Annotated in this window: 18 protein-coding genes; 9 read left to right on the top strand and 9 right to left on the bottom strand. The window is 71.0% G+C overall.

Annotated elements, in window-relative coordinates:
• Positions 1 to 9 precede the first annotated feature (9 nt).
• Together HRF36_RS03305 and HRF36_RS03300 are read right to left on the bottom strand one after the other, a co-directional pair.
• Positions 10 to 339 carry a thiamine-binding protein gene (locus tag HRF36_RS03305; RefSeq protein WP_173206150.1) on the bottom strand — a complete coding sequence of 110 codons (330 nt, stop codon included), beginning with the start codon at positions 337 to 339 and terminating at the stop codon, positions 10 to 12.
• Positions 336 to 1,670, bottom strand: coding sequence for a glycosyltransferase 87 family protein (locus HRF36_RS03300; protein ID WP_173206147.1), 1,335 nt, complete (start codon positions 1,668 to 1,670; stop codon positions 336 to 338). The genes HRF36_RS03305 and HRF36_RS03300 overlap by 4 nt, the downstream gene beginning before the upstream one ends.
• 79 nt (positions 1,671 to 1,749) lie before the next feature.
• Between HRF36_RS03300 and HRF36_RS03295 the strand changes: the two genes are divergently transcribed.
• The 4 genes from HRF36_RS03295 (at position 1,750) to HRF36_RS03280 (ending at position 5,077) form a co-directional block, all read left to right on the top strand.
• Positions 1,750 to 2,583 (top strand): ABC transporter substrate-binding protein, encoded by an 834-nt coding sequence (locus HRF36_RS03295; protein ID WP_173206144.1) that lies wholly within the window; start codon positions 1,750 to 1,752, stop codon positions 2,581 to 2,583.
• Positions 2,584 to 2,612: 29 nt separating this feature from the next.
• On the top strand, positions 2,613 to 3,452 hold the full coding sequence (locus HRF36_RS03290) for an amino acid ABC transporter permease (RefSeq protein ID WP_371740048.1): 840 nt from the start codon (positions 2,613 to 2,615) through the stop codon (positions 3,450 to 3,452).
• Positions 3,449 to 4,270, top strand: a complete 822-nt coding sequence (locus tag HRF36_RS03285; RefSeq protein WP_173206137.1) for an amino acid ABC transporter ATP-binding protein — start codon at positions 3,449 to 3,451, stop codon at positions 4,268 to 4,270. The genes HRF36_RS03290 and HRF36_RS03285 overlap by 4 nt, the downstream gene beginning before the upstream one ends.
• A gap of 114 nt (positions 4,271 to 4,384) precedes the next feature.
• Entirely contained in the window at positions 4,385 to 5,077 is a 693-nt protein-coding gene (locus HRF36_RS03280; protein ID WP_173206135.1) for a YceI family protein, read from the top strand.
• A gap of 114 nt (positions 5,078 to 5,191) precedes the next feature.
• On the opposite strand, the gene HRF36_RS03275 is transcribed toward HRF36_RS03280, so the two are convergent.
• Entirely contained in the window at positions 5,192 to 6,025 is an 834-nt protein-coding gene (locus HRF36_RS03275; RefSeq protein ID WP_371739982.1) for an NAD(P)H-hydrate dehydratase, read from the bottom strand.
• Between the two features lie 102 nt (positions 6,026 to 6,127).
• Here HRF36_RS03275 and HRF36_RS16035 point away from each other — a divergent pair, with 102 nt between their 5' ends.
• Positions 6,128 to 6,262 carry a hypothetical protein gene (locus HRF36_RS16035; protein ID WP_256428743.1) on the top strand — a complete coding sequence of 45 codons (135 nt, stop codon included), beginning with the start codon at positions 6,128 to 6,130 and terminating at the stop codon, positions 6,260 to 6,262.
• Positions 6,263 to 6,270: 8 nt separating this feature from the next.
• Positions 6,271 to 7,404: an NADH:flavin oxidoreductase/NADH oxidase gene (locus HRF36_RS03270; RefSeq protein ID WP_173206132.1), complete on the top strand. Its 1,134-nt coding sequence runs from the start codon at positions 6,271 to 6,273 to the stop codon at positions 7,402 to 7,404.
• 96 nt (positions 7,405 to 7,500) lie between these two features.
• On the opposite strand, the gene HRF36_RS03265 is transcribed toward HRF36_RS03270, so the two are convergent.
• From HRF36_RS03265 to HRF36_RS03255, 3 genes are all read right to left on the bottom strand, one after another.
• On the bottom strand, positions 7,501 to 8,541 hold the full coding sequence (locus tag HRF36_RS03265; RefSeq protein WP_173206128.1) for a hemolysin family protein: 1,041 nt from the start codon (positions 8,539 to 8,541) through the stop codon (positions 7,501 to 7,503).
• Positions 8,538 to 9,998 (bottom strand): hemolysin family protein, encoded by a 1,461-nt coding sequence (locus tag HRF36_RS03260; protein WP_173206125.1) that lies wholly within the window; start codon positions 9,996 to 9,998, stop codon positions 8,538 to 8,540. Before HRF36_RS03260 ends, HRF36_RS03265 begins: the two co-directional genes overlap by 4 nt.
• Positions 9,999 to 10,154: 156 nt before the next feature.
• Entirely contained in the window at positions 10,155 to 11,591 is a 1,437-nt protein-coding gene (locus tag HRF36_RS03255; RefSeq protein WP_173206122.1) for a GuaB1 family IMP dehydrogenase-related protein, read from the bottom strand.
• A 122-nt stretch (positions 11,592 to 11,713) separates the two neighbouring features.
• Between HRF36_RS03255 and HRF36_RS03250 the strand changes: the two genes are divergently transcribed.
• Positions 11,714 to 15,472, top strand: coding sequence for a multifunctional oxoglutarate decarboxylase/oxoglutarate dehydrogenase thiamine pyrophosphate-binding subunit/dihydrolipoyllysine-residue succinyltransferase subunit (locus tag HRF36_RS03250; RefSeq protein ID WP_173206119.1), 3,759 nt, complete (start codon positions 11,714 to 11,716; stop codon positions 15,470 to 15,472).
• Between the two features lie 410 nt (positions 15,473 to 15,882).
• On the opposite strand, the gene HRF36_RS03245 is transcribed toward HRF36_RS03250, so the two are convergent.
• From HRF36_RS03245 to HRF36_RS03235, 3 genes are read right to left on the bottom strand one after another with little or no spacing between them, the layout of a single operon-like run.
• Complete coding sequence (locus HRF36_RS03245; RefSeq protein ID WP_173206115.1) at positions 15,883 to 16,323, bottom strand: GNAT family N-acetyltransferase; 441 nt, start codon at positions 16,321 to 16,323, stop codon at positions 15,883 to 15,885.
• Between the two features lie 59 nt (positions 16,324 to 16,382).
• On the bottom strand, positions 16,383 to 16,628 hold the full coding sequence (locus HRF36_RS03240) for a zf-HC2 domain-containing protein (protein ID WP_043593711.1): 246 nt from the start codon (positions 16,626 to 16,628) through the stop codon (positions 16,383 to 16,385).
• Positions 16,625 to 17,314, bottom strand: coding sequence for a sigma-70 family RNA polymerase sigma factor (locus HRF36_RS03235; protein ID WP_173206112.1), 690 nt, complete (start codon positions 17,312 to 17,314; stop codon positions 16,625 to 16,627). Before HRF36_RS03235 ends, HRF36_RS03240 begins: the two co-directional genes overlap by 4 nt.
• A 96-nt stretch (positions 17,315 to 17,410) precedes the next feature.
• Between HRF36_RS03235 and aroA the strand changes: the two genes are divergently transcribed.
• Together aroA and rsgA are read left to right on the top strand one after the other, a co-directional pair.
• Positions 17,411 to 18,826 (top strand): 3-phosphoshikimate 1-carboxyvinyltransferase, encoded by a 1,416-nt coding sequence (gene aroA, locus HRF36_RS03230; RefSeq protein WP_173206109.1) that lies wholly within the window; start codon positions 17,411 to 17,413, stop codon positions 18,824 to 18,826.
• Between the two features lie 52 nt (positions 18,827 to 18,878).
• Positions 18,879 to 20,009, top strand: coding sequence for a ribosome small subunit-dependent GTPase A (gene rsgA, locus HRF36_RS03225; RefSeq protein WP_173206106.1), 1,131 nt, complete (start codon positions 18,879 to 18,881; stop codon positions 20,007 to 20,009).
• The last annotated feature ends 80 nt before the right edge of the window (positions 20,010 to 20,089 follow it).

The raw sequence follows: 20,089 nt of genomic DNA, 5'->3' as shown, positions 1-20,089 counted from the left end.
CGGTCGTGGTCAGACGTCGCCGAGCGCGGCCTCGAGCCGTTCGACCTTGCCGCTCAGCTCGCCGGTGCGCCCCGGACGGATGTCGGCCTTGAGCACGAGCGACACGCGTGATCCGAAGGCGCCGACGGCCTCGGTCGCGGCCTTGACCACGGCCATCACCTCGTCCCAATCGCCCTCGACTTCGGTGAACATCGACGAGGTGTGGTTGGGCAACCCTGAGGCGCGCACCACCGCGACGGCGGCGGCCACGGCCGAATGGACCGAATCGGGTTCGGAACCGGCGGAGGGCCCGCCCTCGGGAGCGGCACCACTGGGCGAGACGGAGAACGCGACGATCATGCGCCCATCCTCGCGTGTGCGGGCCGCACACGCCAGAGCGTGACGGCCGCCCACGCCAGCAACCCGAGCTCGAGCAGGGCCCGCACGGTGACCACGGCGACCAGGTCGGGCCGCGCGGCGAGCAGGGCGTCGTACTCGAGCGGGTAGACCACCTGCGTCAACCCCGCGACGACGACGGCCAGCACCGCCGGCACGACGAATCGCGGACCACCCGAGCGAGCGAGCACGAGCCCGACGATGACGGGCACCGCCAACCAGGCCACGAACTGCGGCGAACCGACCTTGTTGGTCACGATCAATGCGACGACGACGGCCAGCGACAACGGGCCGAGGAGGCGCGTGGCCGTCACCCCGCGGCGCACCGCCCGCAGACCCAGCAGCACGACGCCCAGCACGACGGCGGCCATCACGAGGCTCATGGCCTTCGCCGCGAAGCCGACCCCGTCGCCGGCGATCTGGTAGGTGAGGATCTCGCGGTCGTAGTAGACGAAGGTACCGGGGGCCCCCGCGGCTGCCCGCCAGAGCCAGAGCACCGCCGCCGGCGACTCGACCTGCAGCCCCCGACCGGCCTGCTGGCCGACGAAGCCGACGACGTTCCAGCCGCTGCCGAGCACGAGCGAGATGGACACCACGACGGCGCTCGTCACCGCGGCGGCCACGGCGACCTCGACCCGACGGCGCACGGCGAGGAGGGCCACCACCACGAGGGCGGCGGGCCAGACCTTGACCCACGCCGCGATCGTGAGCAGCGCGGACGCCAGCGAGGGCCTGGTGGAGACGAGCACGAGGCCCACCAGTGCGAGCGCGACCGTGACGGCGTCGATGCGGCCGAGGGCGATCGGCCCCAGGGCGACGAGAAACGCCAGCCACCACCACGCGGCGACCACCGACCCGACGCGTCGTCGCGCGAGGAGCACGACGAACGCACCAGCGTTCAGCAAGGACACCAGCACGAGCCAGACCGCTCCGTAACCCGAGTCGCCCCCCAGGCGCGCGACCAGCATCGGCACCGCGGCGAGGAGGGGGTAGACCCAGGGTCGGTCGACGCCCACCCAGTCGCCGCCCCCGACGCCCTGTTGCATCCAGGTGCGGTAGACGACGTCCACGTCGCCCAGGGTGCGGTTGCCCCCGACGAGGTTCAGCCGGACGAGCCAGGCGTGAACCAGCACGAAGGCGATACCGAGCACCACGGGTGACGCGGCGAGCGACCTCGCCCGATCGACGAGGGCGGTGCGATCGTCGGCCCCCGCACGGGTGCGCGGCGAGCCCGCGTCGGGCACGGCCGGCGGCGCCCCGGGATCGGCCGACGCGGGCGGCACGGAGGTCGGCATGCCCACAGGCTAGCCGCCGACCCCGACACCGGGCGTCATGCGTCGGCCGACGTCGTCCGTCGCCGCTACGATCCCTCTCATGCGCAGACCCGCCTCCCTCCGACTCGTCGCGACCGCCGCCGCCACCCTCGTTCTGGTCGGATCGCTCGCCGCCTGCTCGTCCGGCGGGGGCTCGGGCACCGACGGGGCGGCCGTCGGCCCCGTCACCGACGGCAAGATCACGGTCGCGACGGGCGAACCGGCCTACGGCCCGTGGGTCGAAGACGACGATCCGACGTCCGGCAAGGGCTACGAGGCGGCCGTGGCCTACGCCGTGGCCGAGAAGCTCGGCTACGACGACTCCGACGTCGTCTGGGTGCGGACGACCTTCGACGAGGCCATCGCGCCCGGCCCCAAGACCTTCGACCTCAACCTGCAGCAGTTCTCGATCACCGATCAGCGCAAGAAGGCCGTGGACTTCTCGCCCGCCTACTACGAGACGCGCCAGGCGGTCGTCACCCTGCCCGGTACGGCCGCAGCCGACGCCACCTCGATCGCCGAGCTCAAGGGCCTCGCGATCGGAGCCCAGAGCGGCACGACGAGCTTCACCGCCGCCGAGAACGCGATCGATCCCGACGACGGCGTCCAGGCGTACAACTCCAACGACGACGCCAAAGCGGCGCTCGAGGCCGGTCAGGTCGACGCCATCGTGCTCGACGTCCCCACCGCCACCTACTTCGTCGAGGACGGCGTCGTGCTCGGCCAGTTGCCCGCGATCGACGGTGCGAGCGACCAGCTCGGAATCGTCCTGCCGCTCGGCAGCTCGTTGACCGCCGACGTCACGAAGGCCGTCGACGACCTCCAGGCCGACGGCACGCTCGCCGAGCTGCAGCAGCAGTGGCTCGCCGACTACGACGTGAAAGAGCTGTCGTAGCGCCTCGCACGGTCGCTGCCGACCCCGTGGTGGTCAGCGACCTCGAACTAGACCGTCGAGCCTTCCGTCGACGGCAGTCGACCCGCTCCGTCGTGATCGCCGCCGTCAGCACGGTCGCCTTCGCCGCACTTGCCTGGTGGGCGGTCACGAGCACGCCCGGCTGGTCCCGCGTGCAGTTCAGCTTCTTCGACGGCGCCACCTTCGCCTCGGCCTGGCCGCGCGTCGTCGAGGGCCTCTGGCTCAACGTCCGGGTACTGCTGGTCGCGGCCGTCGGCGTGGCCGTCCTGAGCACGGTCCTGTCCGCCCTCCGCACCCTCCGGGGGGCTGTGTTCTTCCCGGTCAGGGCCCTGGTGCGCGGCTACACCGACCTGTTCCGCGGCATGCCGCTGATCATCGTGCTCTACCTCGTCGGCTTCGGCGTGCCGGGCCTGGGCCTCGGCATTCCGCGCCTCCCCGCCGAGTTCTGGGGCACGATCGCGCTCATCCTCACCTACTCGGCCTACGTGTCCGAGGTCATCCGCGCCGGCATCGACGCCGTGCACCCGTCGCAGCGCCTGGCGGCCCGGTCGCTCGGCCTCAGCCACGCCAAGACGCTGCGCCTCGTCGTGTTCCCCCAGGCCCTGCGCAAGGTGACGCCCGCCCTGATGAACGACTTCGTCTCGATGCAGAAAGACGTCGGTCTCATCTCGGTGCTCGGTGCCGTCGACGCCGTCCGCGCCGCGCAGATCGAGACGGCCACCGCGGCGAACTTCACGCCTTACGTGCTCGCCGGGCTGCTCTTCGTGCTGCTCGCCCTGCCCACCATCTGGCTGACCGACTGGCTGTCGGCGCGCCTCCGTCGTCGCGAACAGGCGGGCAGCGTCGTATGACCGCACACACCCCCGACACCACCTCAGGAGGCACGGTTCCCGACGCACCCGCTGCCACCGGCCCCGAGACGGTCCGGCCCCCCGAGACCGTGCTGCGGCTCGACGGCGTGCGCAAGTCGTTCGGCGACACGGTCGTGCTCGACGGCATCGACCTGGAGGTCGCACGGGACGAGGTCGTGGCTCTGATCGGCGCCAGCGGCTCGGGCAAGTCGACACTGCTCCGCACCGTGAACCTGCTCGAGCAGGTCGACGACGGCCGCATCGTGCTCGGCGGCGACGACATCACCGATCCCCGGGTGCGCGTCGACGCCGTGCGGGCCCGCATCGGAGTCGTGTTCCAGCACTTCAACCTCTTCCCACACCTGACCGTGCTCGACAACGTCGCACTGGCCAGTCGCCACGTGCTGCGCCAGCCCAAGGCCGCCGCGAACGAGCGCGCCCTCGAGGTCCTCGAGCGCGTGGGCCTCGGCGACAAGGCCGGCGCCTACCCCGACCGCCTCTCCGGCGGGCAGCAGCAGCGGGTCGCCATCGCCAGGGCCTTGGCCCCGCGCCCCGCCGTCCTGCTGCTCGACGAGATCACGAGCGCGCTCGACCCCGAGCTGGTGGGCGAGGTGCTCGACCTCGTGCGCACGCTGAAAGAGGTCGGCACGACGATCCTGATGGCGACGCACGAGATGGCCTTCGCCCGCGACGTCGCCGATCGGGTCGTCTTCCTCGACCGGGGCCGCATCGCCGAGCAGGGGCCGCCTGACCAGCTCTTCACGGCGCCCCGCGAGGCCAGAACGCGCGAATTCCTCACCCGCTTCACCGCGCCCTGACCCCCACCGTCTTCACCCGCGCCTCCCAGGTTCCTGCGAGGGTGACGCGTCACCATCGGGTCAGCCCCGTGGACTCGCCGCGCGTCACGCCGACCCCTCCGAAGGACGACCATCATGAAGAAGAAGACCACCATCGGGCTCGGCATCGCCGCAGCCGTCGTCGTCGTCCTGGGGGCCACCGCGGCCTTCGCCGGGCCGGCCTTCTACCGCGACGTGATCGTCGGTGAACCCGAGGCCGCGCCCACCGCCGCCCTCACCCCCGGGACGAGCACGCTCGACCCCGACCAGCTCTCGGGTGACTGGAACATCGGGGACGGCAGCACGGCCGGGTACCGGGTCGACGAGGTGCTGAACGGCACCGACGTCACCGTCGTCGGCAAGACCGACCAGGTCTCCGGCACCGTCACCGTGGACGGGACGACCATCTCGGCCGCGACCATCGACGTCGACGTGGCCTCGATCGCCACCGACAGCGGCAACCGCGACGACTACTTCCGGGGCACCGCCATGCAGGTGAACCAGTACCCGACGGCCACCTTCACGCTGACCCAGCCGATCGAGGCCGCGGTTCCGGCCGACGGCGAGGTCGCGAGCGTCGACGCGACCGGCGAGCTGACCATGCACGGCGTCACGAAGACGGTCACCGTCCCGTTGCAGGCGGCGCTCTCGGGCGACGGCGTGCAGGTGAGCGGTTCGATCCCGGTGACCTTCTCGGACTACGGCGTCGAGGCGCCGAGCCTCGGCTTCGTCAAGGTCGAAGACCAAGGAACGGTCGAGTTCCTCGTGGCCGCCACCCCCGCCTCCTGACCCTCCGCGCACGTCGGCGGGCGTCGCACCACGAACCGAGCGTCGCACCACCGAGTTTGGTGGTGCGACGCTCACTTCGTGGCGCGGTGTCCCACGGCCCGGGTCGGGCCCGGCTCAGGCCCGGCTCAGCAGCTCGGCGATCGTGGCGGGCAGGGCGTCGATCAGGCCGAGCACGGTGACGGGGCCCCCGGCGCTGGCGCGGGACGCGGCGAGGCCGTGGACCACCGCGGCCGTCGCGGCCAACCGGGCCAGCGCCTCCTCGTCCTCGGCGACCTCGTCGGCGTGTGTCGCGACCAGCGCGCCCAGGACTCCCCCGAGGGCGTCACCTGCGCCCGCGGTCGCGAGCCACGACGGGGCGCTGGCCGCGACGAGCCTCGCGCCGCCGGGCGAGGCGACGTACGTGCGGTGGCCCTTGACGAGCACGGTGCAGCCCCACTCCCCCGCGGCCCGTTCGGCGGCGCCGGCCGGATCGGCGGCGACCTCGTCGACCTCACGCCCCGAGGCCTTCGCCAGCTCACGGAAGTGCGGCGTCAGCACGACCGGCCCGGTCGCCTGCTCGCGCAGCGCCAGCGCACCGGCGTCGAGCACGAGTGGCAGCCCCGAGGAGGCGCCGGTCGCGAACCCGTCGCGCGTCTCGGCGTCGAGATCGTCCGGGTCGACACCCGAGCCGAGCAACCACGCCTGCACGCGACCCGGGCTCGTCACGGCCTCGGGCCGACGGTGCAGCACGAAGTCGGAGGCGCGGGCCGGGCCGAGGTAGCGCAGCATGCCGACCCCGGTGTGCAGCGCGGCCTCGACGCCGAGCACGGCGGCCCCCGGGTACGCGCTCGAACCGGTCACGACGCCGAGCACGCCGCGGCTGTACTTGTCGTCGTTCTCGGAGGGGACGGCGATCCAGTCGGAGGCGTCGGAGGGGGTCCAGTCGGCGAAGCGGGTTTCGATGGTCACGCCTCGACGGTAGTCGGGCCCGCCTGCGCCGGGTCCGCCGATACGGTGGAGCGATGAACACGTACCCCGCTGGCTGAACTCGGAACAACGGCCGCCGGCGCGGTGTTCATCGACAACAGGTCCGACGACGTCGAGGCCGCCCAGGAGCTCGGCATCATCGGGCACCTGTCCACCGGGCCCGAGCCCCTCCGACGCTTCGTCGAAGAACTCGCGGCCCACCCCACCGAAAGGCGCTGACCCCCCTCGTGACGAACGCAGCACAGACGGCACCCGCCCCCACGACCCCCTCCGACGCCCCCGTCGGCCTCTTCGACCCCATCACCCTCCGGGGGCAGGCCTTCCGCAACCGGCTCTGGGTGGCGCCCATGTGCCAGTACTCGGCCGAGCTCGAGGACGGCGTCCCCACCGACTGGCACCTCGTGCACCTGGGCTCGCTCGCCCGAGGAGGCGCGGGTGCGGTGATCGCCGAGGCCACGTCGGTCACACCCGAGGGACGCATCTCGCCGCAGGACCTGGGCCTCTGGAACGACGCCCAGGTCGAGGCGTTCCGCCCGATCACGGCCTTCATCCGCTCGCAGGGCTCGGTGCCGGGCGTGCAGCTCGCGCACGCGGGCCGCAAGGCCTCGACCTTCCGCCCGTGGAGCGAGACGCAGGGCACCGTCCCCGCCGACCAGGGCGGCTGGACCACCGTGGCCCCCTCGGCCGTTGCCTTCGAGGGCTACGACGAGCCCGTCGCCCTGACCACCGAGGCGGTGAGCGACCTCGTCGAGGCGTTCCGGGTCGCCGCGCGCCGCTCGATCGACGCCGGCTTCGAGCTGATCGAGCTGCACGCCGCCCATGGCTACCTGCTGCACCAGTTCCTCTCGCCGCTGAGCAACCGGCGCGACGACCGGTACGGCGGCTCGCTCGAGAACCGTGCGCGCTTCCTGCTCGAGGTCGTCGCGGCGGTCCGAGCCGAGGTCGGCGAGGAGTATCCGCTGCTCGTCCGCTTCTCGGCGACCGACTGGGCCGACGGCGGCTGGAACGAGGACGACACCGCGACCGTCGCCGCCTGGGCGCGCGACGCGGGCGCCGACCTGTTCGACATCTCGACCGGCGGCCTCGTCGCCGGCGTCAGCATCCCGGTCGGCCTCGGCTACCAGGTGCGCTTCGCCGAGCACGTCCGCACGCAGGGCCGCGTCGAGACCGGCGCCGTCGGCCTCATCGTCGGAGCCGAGCAGGCGAGCGAGGTGGTCGCGAGCGGGCGAGCCGACGTCGTGCTGATGGCCCGCGAGTTCTTGCGTGACCCGCACTTCCCCCTGCGCGCCGCGGCCGAGCTCGGGATCGACCTCGACTACACCCCGCCGCAGTACCAGCGCGCACCGTTCCGCGGGCGCTGAGCCGCAGGGGCCGCGGCCTCGCGGACGACGCGACCCGCGCCTCCGTACCCTCTCGGGGTCAGGAGGCGCGGGTCGCGTCGTCTGCGTCGGGCCCGGTCAGCGACGCCTGGTCGCGTCCTGCACCTCGCCGATGAGCTCTTCGAGGATGTCCTCGAGGAAGAGCACGCCTCGCGTGGCGCCGGACTCGTCGAAGGACCGCGCGACGTGCACCCCGCTGCGACGCATGGTCGCCAGGGCGTCCTCGAGCTCGGTGCCCTGGAAGATGGAGATCAACTGGCGGATGCGCTTCGGGGGCACCGGATCGGCGAACTCGTCCTCGTCGAGGTCGATGACGTCCTTCAGGTGCAGGTAGCCGGTGGGGTCACCGCCGTCGTCCACGAGCACGTACCGCGAGAAGCCGCGCTGGGCGACCGCGCGCTCGACGTCGTGCGGCGTCGCGTCCTCGGGCAGGGTGACGAGCTGGTCCATCGGGACGGCCGTCTGGGCGACGGTCTTCTCGGTGAACTCGAACGCGGCCCGCACCGTGCCGGTGGCATCGGTGATCATGCCCTCGCGTTGCGACTGGGCGACGATGGTCGCGACCTCGTCGACCGTGTACGCGCTCGTCGCCTCGTCCTTCGGCTCGACCTTGAAGGCCCGCAACACGGCGTTGGCCGAGTGGTTGAGGGCCAACACGACCACGTGCAGCACACGGGCGATCGCGACGAGCGGCGGGGCGAGCAGCAGTGCGGCGCGGTCGGGCAGCGAGAACGAGATGTTCTTGGGCACCATCTCGCCGAACACCACGTGCAGGAACGACACGAGAACCAGCGTGATGACGAAGCCGACGACGCTGACCAGCTCGGGGCTGAGCCCCGTCCAGCCGAGCGGCCCCTCGAGCAGGTGGTGAATCGACGGCTCGGACACGTTGAGGATCAAGAGCGAACAGATGGTGATGCCGAGCTGCGTGGTCGCGAGCATCATCGTCGCGTGCTCCATGGCCCACAACGTGGTCTTGGCGGCACGGCTGCCGGCCTCGGCCTTGGGCTCGATCTGCGACCGCCGAGCCGAGATGACGGCGAACTCCGCGGCCACGAAGAACGCGTTGCCGGCGAGCAGCACGACGAGCCAGACGATGCCCCACCAGTCGCTGCTCATCGCGTCACCTCTTTCGTGCGGACGGCACGCCGGTCGTCCTCGACACCCGTGCGCACCTTGTCGGGCAACACCTTCGGGTCGCGTCGGCCCGAACGGTCGCGGCCGTCTCGGCCGTCTCGTCCGTCTCGTCGGCCAGGCTCCGTCGCGGTCGGCTCGACCACCTCGTCGGGCGTGGGTGTGAAGCGGATGCGGTCGATGCGTCGGCCGTCGAGCCGTTCGACGCGGAAGACCCCGTCGTCGGTCTCGACCACGTCGCCGACCTTCGGCACACGTCCGAGTTCGCTCATCAGCCAGCCGCCGACCGTCTCGTACGGGCCGTCCTCCGGCACCTTGACCGAGGCGCGCTCGAGCAGCTCGTCGGGCCGCAGCAGACCGGGGAACGTCAGCCAGTTGCGCGACCGCACCACGTCGACGCGGCTGCGGTCGTGCTCGTCGCTGACCTCGCCGACCAGCTCTTCGATGAGGTCCTCGAGGGTGACCACGCCGGCGGTGCCGCCGTACTCGTCGACCACGACGGCCATCTGGTAGCCGCGACCTCGGACCTCGCCCAGCAGGTTGTCGAGAGTCATCGTCTCGGGAACACGGACGGCATCGGTCAACAAGGCCGAGACGGGCACGTCGGCCCGCTTCTCACGCGGCACCGAGACGGCCTGCTTGACGTGCACGAGGCCCACGACGTCGTCGATCCCGTCGTCGGTCACCGGGAACCGTGAATAGCCGGTGCGCCGCGCCAACTCGAGCACGGTCTCGGCCGAGTCGCCACGCGCGACGGTCGACAGGCGGGGTCGCGGCGTCATGACGTCGGAGGCGGTGTGGTCGCTGAAGACGAGCGTCCGGGCCAGCAGGGTCGCCGTGTCGCGGTCGAGGCTGCCCTCGGTCGCCGAGCGACGGACGAGCGACGAGAGCTCTTCGGCCGTGCGAGCACCCGACAGCTCTTCTTTCGGTTCGATGCCCATGGCGCGCAACACCCCGTTGGCCGTGTTGTTCAGCAGGGCGACGGCGGGCTTGAACACCGTGGTGAACAGCACCTGGAACGGGATGACCAGCTTGGCCGTCTGGAGCGGCAGGGCGAGCGCGAAGTTCTTGGGCACGAGCTCGCCGATGATCATCGACAGCAGGGTGGCGACGACGATCGAGACGATCGGTGCGCCGACCGCGACGACCCCCTCGGGCACGCCGACGGCGGTGAGCGGCGGCGAGAGGAGCCTCGAGATCGCGGGCTCCATCGTGTAGCCGGTCAGCAGGGTGGTCAAGGTGATGCCGAGCTGGGCGCTCGACAGGTGGGTCGAGGTGATGCGCAACGCGCCGATGGTCGGGGCGAGCCCCTTCTCACCCCGCGACTGACGGGCCTCGAGGTCGGACCGGTCGAGGTTGACCAGCGAGAACTCGCTGGCCACGAAGAGACCGGTGCCGACGGTGAGCAACAGGCCGAAGGCGAGCAGTATCCACTCGTTCACCGGGTGCCCTCACCCCGCTCGGAGGTCGTGGGGCCCGTGGTCAGGAGGCGCGGCGTGCGATGGTGCGAGGGTGCGGTCGTCTGAGACGGAGGGTCATCCATAGACGGGAGATCTTACGGCACGTGCACGATTCCCGTGGTTCGACGTCACGCGGTCTCACCAGCTGACGGGGAGCGCCTTGCCCTCTTCGTAACCGGCCGCCGACTGCACCCCGACGAGCGCGCGCTCGGCGAACTCGGGGAGGGACGTGGCCCCGGCGTACGTGAACGAGCTGCGAACCCCCGAGGTGATCATGTCGAGGAGGTCCTCGACGCCGGGGCGGAGCGGGTCGAGGTAGATCTTCGAGGACGAGATGCCCTCGGCGAAGAGCGTCTTGCGAGCCAGTTCGTACGGATCGAGGCGCTCGAACCGACCGCGGACGGCCTTGGTCGAGGCCATGCCCCAGCTCTCTTTGTAGAGTCCCCGCTCGTCGCTCGCCAGCTCGCCCGGCGCCTCGATCGTGCCGGCGAACCACGAGCCGATCATCACCGACGAGGCGCCCGCCGCGAGCGCCAGCGCCACGTCGCGCGGGTACCGCACGCCACCGTCGGCCCAGACGTGGGCACCGAGGGCGCGGGCGGTGGCGGCCGTCTCGAGCACGGCCGAGAACTGGGGGCGTCCCACGGCGGTCATCATGCGCGTGGTGCACATGGCGCCCGGTCCGACGCCCACCTTGACGATCGACGCGCCGGCCGCGACGAGGTGCCGCACGGCCTCTTCGGTGACGACGTTGCCCGCGACGATCGGCAGGCCCAGGCCGAGGGCGGCCACCGCCTGCACGGCCCGGATCATGCCGTCCTGGTCACCGTGCGCCGTGTCGATCACGAGCACGTCCACACCCGCCGCGGCGAGGGCCTTCGCCTTGCCCGCGACGTCGCCGTTGATGCCGATCGCCGCGGCGACCCGCAGCCGACCGTCGGCGTCGACGGCGGGCTGGTAGACCGTCGACCGCAGCGCGCTCTTGCGGCTGACCGTGCCGACGACCTGACCGTGCCGCAGCACGGGGGCGAAGTGGATGTCGGCCGCGACCATGCGGTCGAACGCGTCGCGCGGGCTCTCGACGTCATCGGCGTCGAGCGAGGTCAGCGCCCCGTGCAGCAGGTCGCCGAGCAGGGCGTCACGCGGGGCCGTGGCCAGGCGCGAGGTGGCGATGCAGCCGAGGTAGGCACCCGTGCCGTCGTGCAGCACGATGCCGTGGCCCTCGACGGCCGGGACGACCGAGAGCGCCTGCTCGACGGTCTGCCCGGCGTCCAACGAGTACGGGGTGTCGTACTCGACGGGCTGCGCCTTGACCCACCGGATGGCGGCGTCGAGGTCTTGCAGGTGCATGTCCTGCGGCAGCACACCGAGGCCGCCGCGGCGGGCCAGGGTCGCCGCGAGGCGGGGCCCCGTGACCGAGTTCATGTTGGCCGACACGATCGGGATCGTGGCGCCGGTGCCGTCGCCCGGAGCGAGGGACACGTCGAGCCTGCTGGTGATCGAGGACCGGCTCGGGACGAGGAACACGTCGGAGTAGGTCAGATCGTGTGTGGGGGTCGTCTCGTAGAACCGCATGGGTCCACGGTAATCCCTGTGAGTCGTCCCGCCGAGGACCGACCCTTTGCGCTTAAGCTGGGCGAGGTGGGCATCGCTGCCCACGCACTGATCAACAATCAACGGAGAGTGGGCGATCGGCTGTGTCAAGCCACGTGACCGGTACAACTGACGACGGCGCTGCGGCGGAGTTCGGGGCCAACGAATGGCTCGTCGACGAGCTCTACGAGCAGTGGGTGGTCGACAAGAACTCGGTCGACGAATCGTGGTGGCCGATCCTCGAGGCCTACACGCCGCCCGAGGGCGGGTCCGCCCCCACGTCGCCCGCCGAGCCGTCCGTCGCGACCGCACCCGCGCCTCCTGCGTCCTCTGGCGCCGGCGCTCCGGCCGAGGCCGCTGCGCCCGCCGGCCAGAAGGCCGCCGCGCGCACCACGTCGGTCGAGCCGGCGGCGAAGCCGATCCCGGCCCAGGTGCCCGACAAAGCCAAGGCGAAGCCCGCGACCCCCGGTGAGCAGCCCACACCCGAGGCCGAGAACGTCGTCTCGCCGCTGCGCGGCATGGCCAAGTCGCTCGCGACCAACATGGACGCCAGCCTGACCGTCCCCACCGCGACCAGCGTCCGCACGATCCCGGCGAAGTTGATGATCGACAACCGCATCGTCATCAACAACCACCTCAAGCGGGCCCGCGGCGGCAAGGTGTCGTTCACGCACCTCATCGGCTGGGCACTGGTGCAGGCGCTGAAAGAGTTCCCCAGCCAGAACGTCTACTACGACGAGGTCGACGGCAAGCCGTCGGTCGTCACACCGGCTCACGTCAACCTCGGCCTCGCGATCGACATCCCGAAGCCCGACGGCACCCGTGCCCTGCTCGTGCCCGGCATCAAGAAGGCCGAAGAGATGCACTTCGGCGAGTTCCTCACCGCCTACGAGGACATCGTCAAGCGCGCCCGCGACAACAAGCTCGCCGCCGCCGACTTCCAGGGCAACACGATCTCGCTGACCAACCCCGGCGGCATCGGCACCGTGCACAGCGTGCCCCGCCTGATGAAGGGCGCGGGGGCCATCATCGGTGCCGGCGCGCTCGACTACCCGGCCGAGTTCCAGGGTTCGGCCTCGAAGACGCTCGTCGAACTGGGCATCGGCAAGACCATCACGCTGACCAGCACCTACGACCACCGGGTCATCCAGGGCGCGGGGTCGGGCGAGTTCCTCAAGAAGGTGCACGAGCTGCTGATCGGGCAGCGGGGCTTCTACGAGGACATCTTCGCGGCGTTGCGCATCCCGTACGAGCCCATCCACTGGAACGCCGACATCAACGTCAACCTGGCCGAGCGCGTCAGCAAGACGGCCCGCGTACAAGAACTCATCAACAGCTACCGGGTCCGCGGCCACCTGATGGCCGACATCGACCCGCTCGAGTACCGGCAGCGCACCCACCCCGACCTCGCGATCGAGAGCCACGGGCTCACCTTCTGGGACCTCGACCGCGAGTTCGTGACCGGTGGCCTGGGCGGTCGGACGCACGCCCTGCTGCGCGACATCCTCGGCATCCTGCGCGACTCGTACTGCCGCACGATCGGCGTCGAGTACATGCACATCCAAGATCCCGCGCAGCGCACGTGGATCCAGGACCACCTCGAGGTGCCGTACACGAAGCCTTCGCACGACGAGCAGATGCGCATCCTCGCGAAGCTCAACGAGGCCGAGGCGTTCGAGACCTTCCTGCAGACGAAGTACGTGGGCCAGAAGCGGTTCAGCCTCGAGGGCGGCGAATCCACCATCTCGCTGCTCGACACGGTCATGCAGCACGCCGCCCGCGAGGGTCTCGACGAGGTCGCGATCGGCATGGCCCACCGTGGCCGCCTCAACGTGCTGACGAACATCGCCGGCAAGACCTACGGCCAGATCTTCCGTGAGTTCGAGGGCACCCAGGACCCCAAGACCGTCCAGGGGTCGGGCGACGTAAAGTACCACCTCGGTACCGAGGGCGAATTCACCAGTGCCGTCGGCGAGACCATCCCGGTGTACCTGGCCGCGAACCCCTCGCACCTCGAGGCCGGTGACGGCGTCCTCGAGGGCATCGTGCGCGCCAAGCAAGACAGGGGGACGGCCGGTGCGTTCAGCACGCTGCCGATCCTGATCCACGGTGACGCGGCCATGGCCGGCCAGGGCGTCGTGGTCGAGACGCTGCAGATGTCGCAGTTGCGGGGCTACCGCGTCGGGGGAACCATCCACGTCGTCATCAACAACCAGGTGGGCTTCACGACGCCGCCGTCCGAGTCGCGGACGTCGGTGTACTCGACCGACGTCGCCAAGACGATCCAGGCGCCGATCTTCCACGTGAACGGCGACGACCCCGAGGCCGTGGCCCGCGTGGCCGAGCTGGCGTTCTCGTACCGTCAGCAGTTCAAGCGCGACGTCGTCATCGACCTCGTCTGCTACCGCCGACGCGGTCACAACGAGGGCGACGACCCGTCGATGACCCAACCGCTGATGTACAACCTGATCGAGCAGAAGCGCTCGGTGCGCACCCTCTACACCGAGGCCCTCGTCGGTCGCGGCGACATCACGCAAGACGAGTACGACGGCGCCCACCGCGACTTCCAGGACCGACTCGAGCGGGCCTTCGCCGAGACGCACGCCGCGCAGACCGGGTCGATCCCGGTGGTGACGAACGACGACGGCGACGTGGCCGACCTCGAGCGGCCCGTCGCCCAGCAGGACGACGCCCGCGGCGAGCCCGAGAGCACGGGCGTCTCGCTCGAACTCGTGCACGACATCGGCGACGCCCACGACAACCCGCCGGCCGGGTTCTCGGTCCACCCCAAGCTGCAACAGCTGCTCAAGAAGCGCGTCGACATGAGCCGCAACGGCGGCATCGACTGGGCCTTCGCCGAGTTGCTCGCCTTCGGTTCGCTGCTCACCGAGGGCACCCCCGTGCGCCTCGCCGGGCAGGACAGCCGTCGCGGCACTTTCGTGCAGCGGCACTCGGTGCTGCACGACCGCGAGAACGGCCAAGAATGGCTGCCGTTGCAGAACATCGCCGACAACCAGGCGAAGCTCTGGATCTACGACTCGCTGCTCAGCGAGTACGCGGCCATGGCGTTCGAGTACGGCTATTCGGTCGAACGGGCCGACGCGCTCGTGCTGTGGGAGGCCCAGTTCGGTGACTTCAGCAACGGCGCCCAGACCGTCATCGACGAATTCATCTCGTCGGCCGAGCAGAAATGGGGCCAGCGCTCGAGCGTGGTGCTGCTGCTGCCGCACGGTTACGAGGGTCAGGGCCCCGACCACTCCTCGGCCCGCATGGAACGCTTCTTGCAGCTCTGCGCCGAGGACAACATGACGATCGCGCGGCCGTCGACGCCTGCGTCGTACTTCCACCTGCTGCGTCGTCAGGCCTACGCCCGCCCGCGTCGCCCCCTCGTGGTCTTCACCCCGAAGGCCATGCTGCGCCTCCGGGGAGCGACCAGCGGGGTCGACGCGTTCACCTCGGGGCGCTTCGAGCCGGTGCTCGACTGCACCCGGGTCACCGAGCCCGAGTCGACGAAGCGTGTCGTGCTGCACAGCGGCAAGATCCACTACGACCTGGCGACCGAGCTCGACAAGCGTGACGTGCAGAACGACGTCGCGCTGGTCCGCCTCGAGCAGCTCTACCCGCTGCCCCTCGACGAGATCCGCCGCGTGCTCGACCGGTACCCGTCCGCCGAACTGGTCTGGGCGCAAGAGGAGCCAGAGAACCAGGGGGCCTGGCCCTTCGTCGTGCTCGAGCTGCAGAAGCACCTCGACCGACAGATCCGCGTGGCCTCGCGCCCCGCGTCGGCCTCGCCGGCCGCCGGGTCGAACAAGGCGAGCGCGGTGCAGCAGGCGGCTCTGATCGCCGAGGCGCTCGACCTGTAGACGGCCACCGATCGAACGACCGTGGCCGCGCCTCCTACGGGAGGCGCGGCCACGGTCGTCTCACCGCGATCCGTCGGCCCTGGCTCGCTGTCGCGGCAGCGCCGCCTCGCCCTGCGCGTCGGCAATTCAGGGCTCCTGTCACCCCGTCCCGCGCCGGGGACCCGATCCGAAGCAGCAGCCCTGAATTACCGACCCACGACCCACGACGATGCTCGAGCGGGGCGGTGCCGGAGGCGGTGGTCGCCGCCCAGGGAACCGGGCGACCACCCGTCACGGGCTCGCCGACCAGGACAGGTACGCCCAGGGGAATGTCGATCACCCGGCAGGACGGGGGGCCCGAATCGCCGACCGGCCGCAGGGGCCGCAGGGGCCTAAGGAGCCGCAGGCGGCGGGAACATCCGTCCCGGCGGTCAGATCAGCTTCGAGTAGCGGACGCCGGCCTCGTGGTAGCCGCGCTTGCGGTAGAAGCGGTTGGCCGAGTCCGTGGCCGCGGCCGAGACCGCGTTGAGCACACGCGCCTGGTGGCCCCGGGCCCAGGCCTCGAAGTGCCCGAGCAGGTACGATCCGACGCCGTCACGACGGGCCTCGGCGGACACCACGAGCAACAACAATTCGGCTGTCGGTGCATCGTCGTTGTACGCCCACACGACGTGACCGCCGGCCACCGCCGTGATGCGCCCGTCGTCACCGCGCACGACCCAGGTCTCGTGCCCCGCATCGGCCGTCAAGCGCGTCAGGCGGGCCGACAGGACGTCGGTGTCGAGCGTGTAGCCGAGCAGTCCGATCAACGACACGAGGTCGTCGAGGTCGCTGGTGGTCGGGATGCCGAGGGGCTGCACCGGTGCGGTCATGCCACGACGCTAGCGCAGGCTCTCGGCGTGTGACGACCGGGTGCCCCCGGTGGCCGCGGCTAGCGGTGGGCCGATTGCAGCTCGCGCAGGCGCGCCAGCACGGTGGCACGCAGGTCTTCGGGTGCCGTCTCGCGGCAGGCCCGCTGGACGGCCTCGGTCAGCACGACGCCGACCTTGTGCTCGCCCGAGCAGTCACCGCAGTTCGCCATGTGCTCGCGGATGTCGGCCGCGTCCTCGCGGCACAACTCGTTGTGCAGGTAGTCCTCGAGCTCGGCCTTGGCTTTGGTGCAACCACAGTCGGTCATTTCTTTCCGCCCTTCGACGAGCCGACCGGAACGGCGATGCCACGATCGCGTGCGTAGTCGGCGAGGAGTTCACGGAGCAGGCGACGGCCGCGGTGCAGGCGGCTCATCACGGTGCCCACGGGGGTCTTCATGATGTCGGCGATCTCTTGGTACGAGAAGCCTTCGACGTCCGCGAAGTACACGGCCATGCGGAAGTCCTCGGGGACCTTCTGCAGGGCGTCCTTCACGGCGCTGTCGGGGAGATGGTCGATCGCTTCGGCCTCGGCCGAGCGCGTCGAGCCGGAGGCGCGGGTCGCCGACTCGGCGCCGCCCATCTGCCAGTCTTCCAACTCGTCGATCGTGCCCTGGTAGGGGTCGCGCTGCTTCTTGCGGTACGTGTTGATGAACGTGTTGGTCTGGATGCGGTACAGCCAGGCCTTCAGGTTGGTGCCCTGCTGGAACTGCGCGAACGCCGCGTAGGCCTTGACGAACGTCTCTTGCACCAGGTCGCTCGCGTCGGCCGGGTTGCGCGTCATGCGCATGCCCGCGGCGTAGAGCTGGTCCATGAAGGGCAGCGCCTGTTCTTCGAACAGGGCGCGCTTCTCGGCGTCGGCGTCGATCGCCTCGAGGGCGGCGTCGACGTCGGCCTCGGTCGGTTCGACGGCGGCATCGGTCGGTGTGGGCTCGTGGCCCTCGGGGGTGCTCATCAGGGCCGATTCTAGTTCGGCGACGGTGATTTCCCTCGGTGCGAGTGCGACAGGCACAGGTCCTCCAGGTTCTTGCTGCATTACTGTGGTGAACCGATGCAGGTGTACAGGTATTCCGGGCCCGAGTTCTCTCCCTACGGCGACGGAAAGGTTCCCGAGGTCGACGAGGGGCGCTGGGTCGCGCCCACCGCCTCCGGACCGCTGCGCGCCTCGACGTCCCTGCCCGGGTCGAAGTCGCTCACGAACCGCGAACTCGTGCTCTCGGCGCTGGCGTCGTCGCCGTCGACGCTGCGCCTGCCGCTGCACTCCCGCGACACGGCGCTGATGATCGAGGCGCTCAAGGCGCTCGGCACGACGGTCACCGAGTTCCCGTCGGACTCCCCGTTCGGGCCCGACCTCGTCGTCACGCCGGGCGAGCTGCAGGGCGGCGCCACGATCGACTGCGGCCTGGCCGGCACGGTCATGAGGTTCCTGCCACCGGTCGCGGCGCTGGCGCTCGGACCGGTCACGTTCGACGGTGACGCCGGTGCCCGCAAGCGCCCGATGCGCACCACGATCGAGGCTCTGCGCTCCCTCGGCGTCGAGGTCAACGACGACGGCCGGGGCATGCTGCCGTTCAGCCTCTACGGCACCGGCGAGGTCGAGGGCGGTGACGTCGAGATCGACGCCTCGGCCTCGAGCCAGTTCGTCTCGGGACTGCTGCTCTCCGCGCCGCGCTTCGAGCGCGGCCTCACCCTGACCCACACCGGCGAACGCCTGCCGAGCCTGCCGCACATCGAGATGACGATCGACGCGCTCGCGCAGCGCGGGGTCGAGGTCGAGTCGCCCTCCACCGGCACGTGGATCGTTCCGCCGACCGCGATCGCGGGGCGCGAGGTGGTCATCGAGCCCGACCTGTCAAACGCGGCGCCGTTCCTCGTGGCGGCCCTGGTCGCCGGGGGCACCGTGTCCATCGCCCACTGGCCCGCCGACACGACGCAGGTCGGGGCCGACCTGATCGACCTGCTGCCGCTCTGGGGGGCGACCGTGACGCTCGACGGCGACACCCTCACCGTCGACGGCGGTCCCGGCCTCGTCGGCGGCGGCTCACTGCCCGGCGTCGACGTCGACCTCTCGCGCGGCGGCGAACTCGCCCCCGCGCTGGTCGCCCTCGCCGCCCTCGCGTCGGGCCCGAGCACGATCACCGGCATCGGTCACCTGCGTGGTCACGAGACGGACCGTCTCGCAGCCCTGGCGGCCGAGATCAACGCCCTGGGAGGCGCGGTGACCGAACTCGAGGACGGCCTGCGCGTCGAGCCGTCCCCGCTGCACGCGGGCCAGTGGCGCACCTACGAGGACCACCGCATGGCGACCGCGGCGGCGATCATCGGCCTCGCGGTCGAGGGGGTCGAGCTCGACGACGTCCGCGTCGTGGGCAAGACCCTGCCGCAGTTCGTCGAGCTGTGGGACGAGATGCTCGGTCGGGCCGTCCACCAGAGCCCCGCCGACATCGACCTGCTCGGGTTCCTCTAGGCGCCGGGCCGACGACGATGGGCAGGGCACGGTCGACGATGGGCAGGACACGATGAGCTGGTGGACCGACGGCGACGAGGCCGACGACGAGCGCGACTACGGCGAGTACGACGAGAGCTCGGTGCGGGTGCGCCCGAACCCCAAGGGCAACAAGCCGCGCACCAAGCAGCGGCCCGCCTACGCGAACGCCGAGGAGGGCGTCGTCTGGACGGTGGACCGCGGCCGCTACGGCGTGCTGATGGATGCGGGCACGCCCGACGAGCGTGAGATCACGACGGCCCGGGCGCGCGAACTCGGCAAGAAGAGCGTCGTGACCGGCGACCGCGTCGGCGTGGTCGGCGACACGAGCGGCTCCGAGGGGTCGCTCGCCCGCATCGTCAAGGTGCACGAGCGGTCCACGCTGCTGCGGCGCAGCGCCGACGACAGCGACGCGGTCGAGCGAGTCATCGTCGCCAACGCCGACCAGATGCTGATCGTCGTGGCCGCGGCCGACCCCGAACCGCGCCCGCGCCTGGTCGACCGGTACATGGTGGCCGCGTTCGACGCGGGGGTCGAACCGATCCTCTGCATCACGAAAACCGACCTCGCCGACCCGACGCCGTTCGCGGCGCACTTCTCGTGTTTCGACCTGCGCATCGTCACGACGACGTCGACTTCGTTCGACGAGGTCGCGCCGGGCGGGCAGGTCTCCCCCGCGCTCGACGAACTGCGTGGCGTCCTCGACGGTCACGTCACGGTGACGGTCGGCCACTCTGGCGTCGGCAAGTCCACGCTCGTGAACGCCCTGACCGGGTCGCGGCGTGAGGTGGGCGTGGTCAACGCCGTCACCGGCCGCGGGCGGCACACCTCGTCGTCGACGGTGTCGTTCAAGGTGCCGACGGGCGGCTGGATCGTCGACACCCCGGGCGTCCGGTCGTTCGGGCTCGGGCACGTCGACCCCGAGAACATCCTCAAGTCGTTCGCGGCGCACGCGATCCCGGCCGAGGGCGAGCCGGTCGACGGCATTCCCCTGGCCGAGGCCCACGACTGGGAGATCGTCGACCGCGTCGAGGCCGGCGAGCTCGGCGACGTCGGCCGTGAACGGCTCGAGTCGCTGCAGTCGCTGCTCCAGTCCAAGGGCGGCGTCAGCGGTCGGGACCTCGCCGCGGCCGCCGACGACGCACGCAGCGACGAGCTCGGCTAGCGCGCCGGCGCGCAGGGCCCGGACGAGCAGGGCGGGCTGGGTACGCTGACGGGGTGACCGATGCTGCCGAGCCGACCCGA

Source organism: Frigoribacterium sp. VKM Ac-2836 (assembly GCF_013248995.1).
Taxonomy (GTDB): Bacteria; Actinomycetota; Actinomycetes; order Actinomycetales; family Microbacteriaceae; genus Frigoribacterium.
Note: the sequence above shows the minus strand (reverse complement) of the source record. Positions and strands in the feature narration are given on the sequence as shown.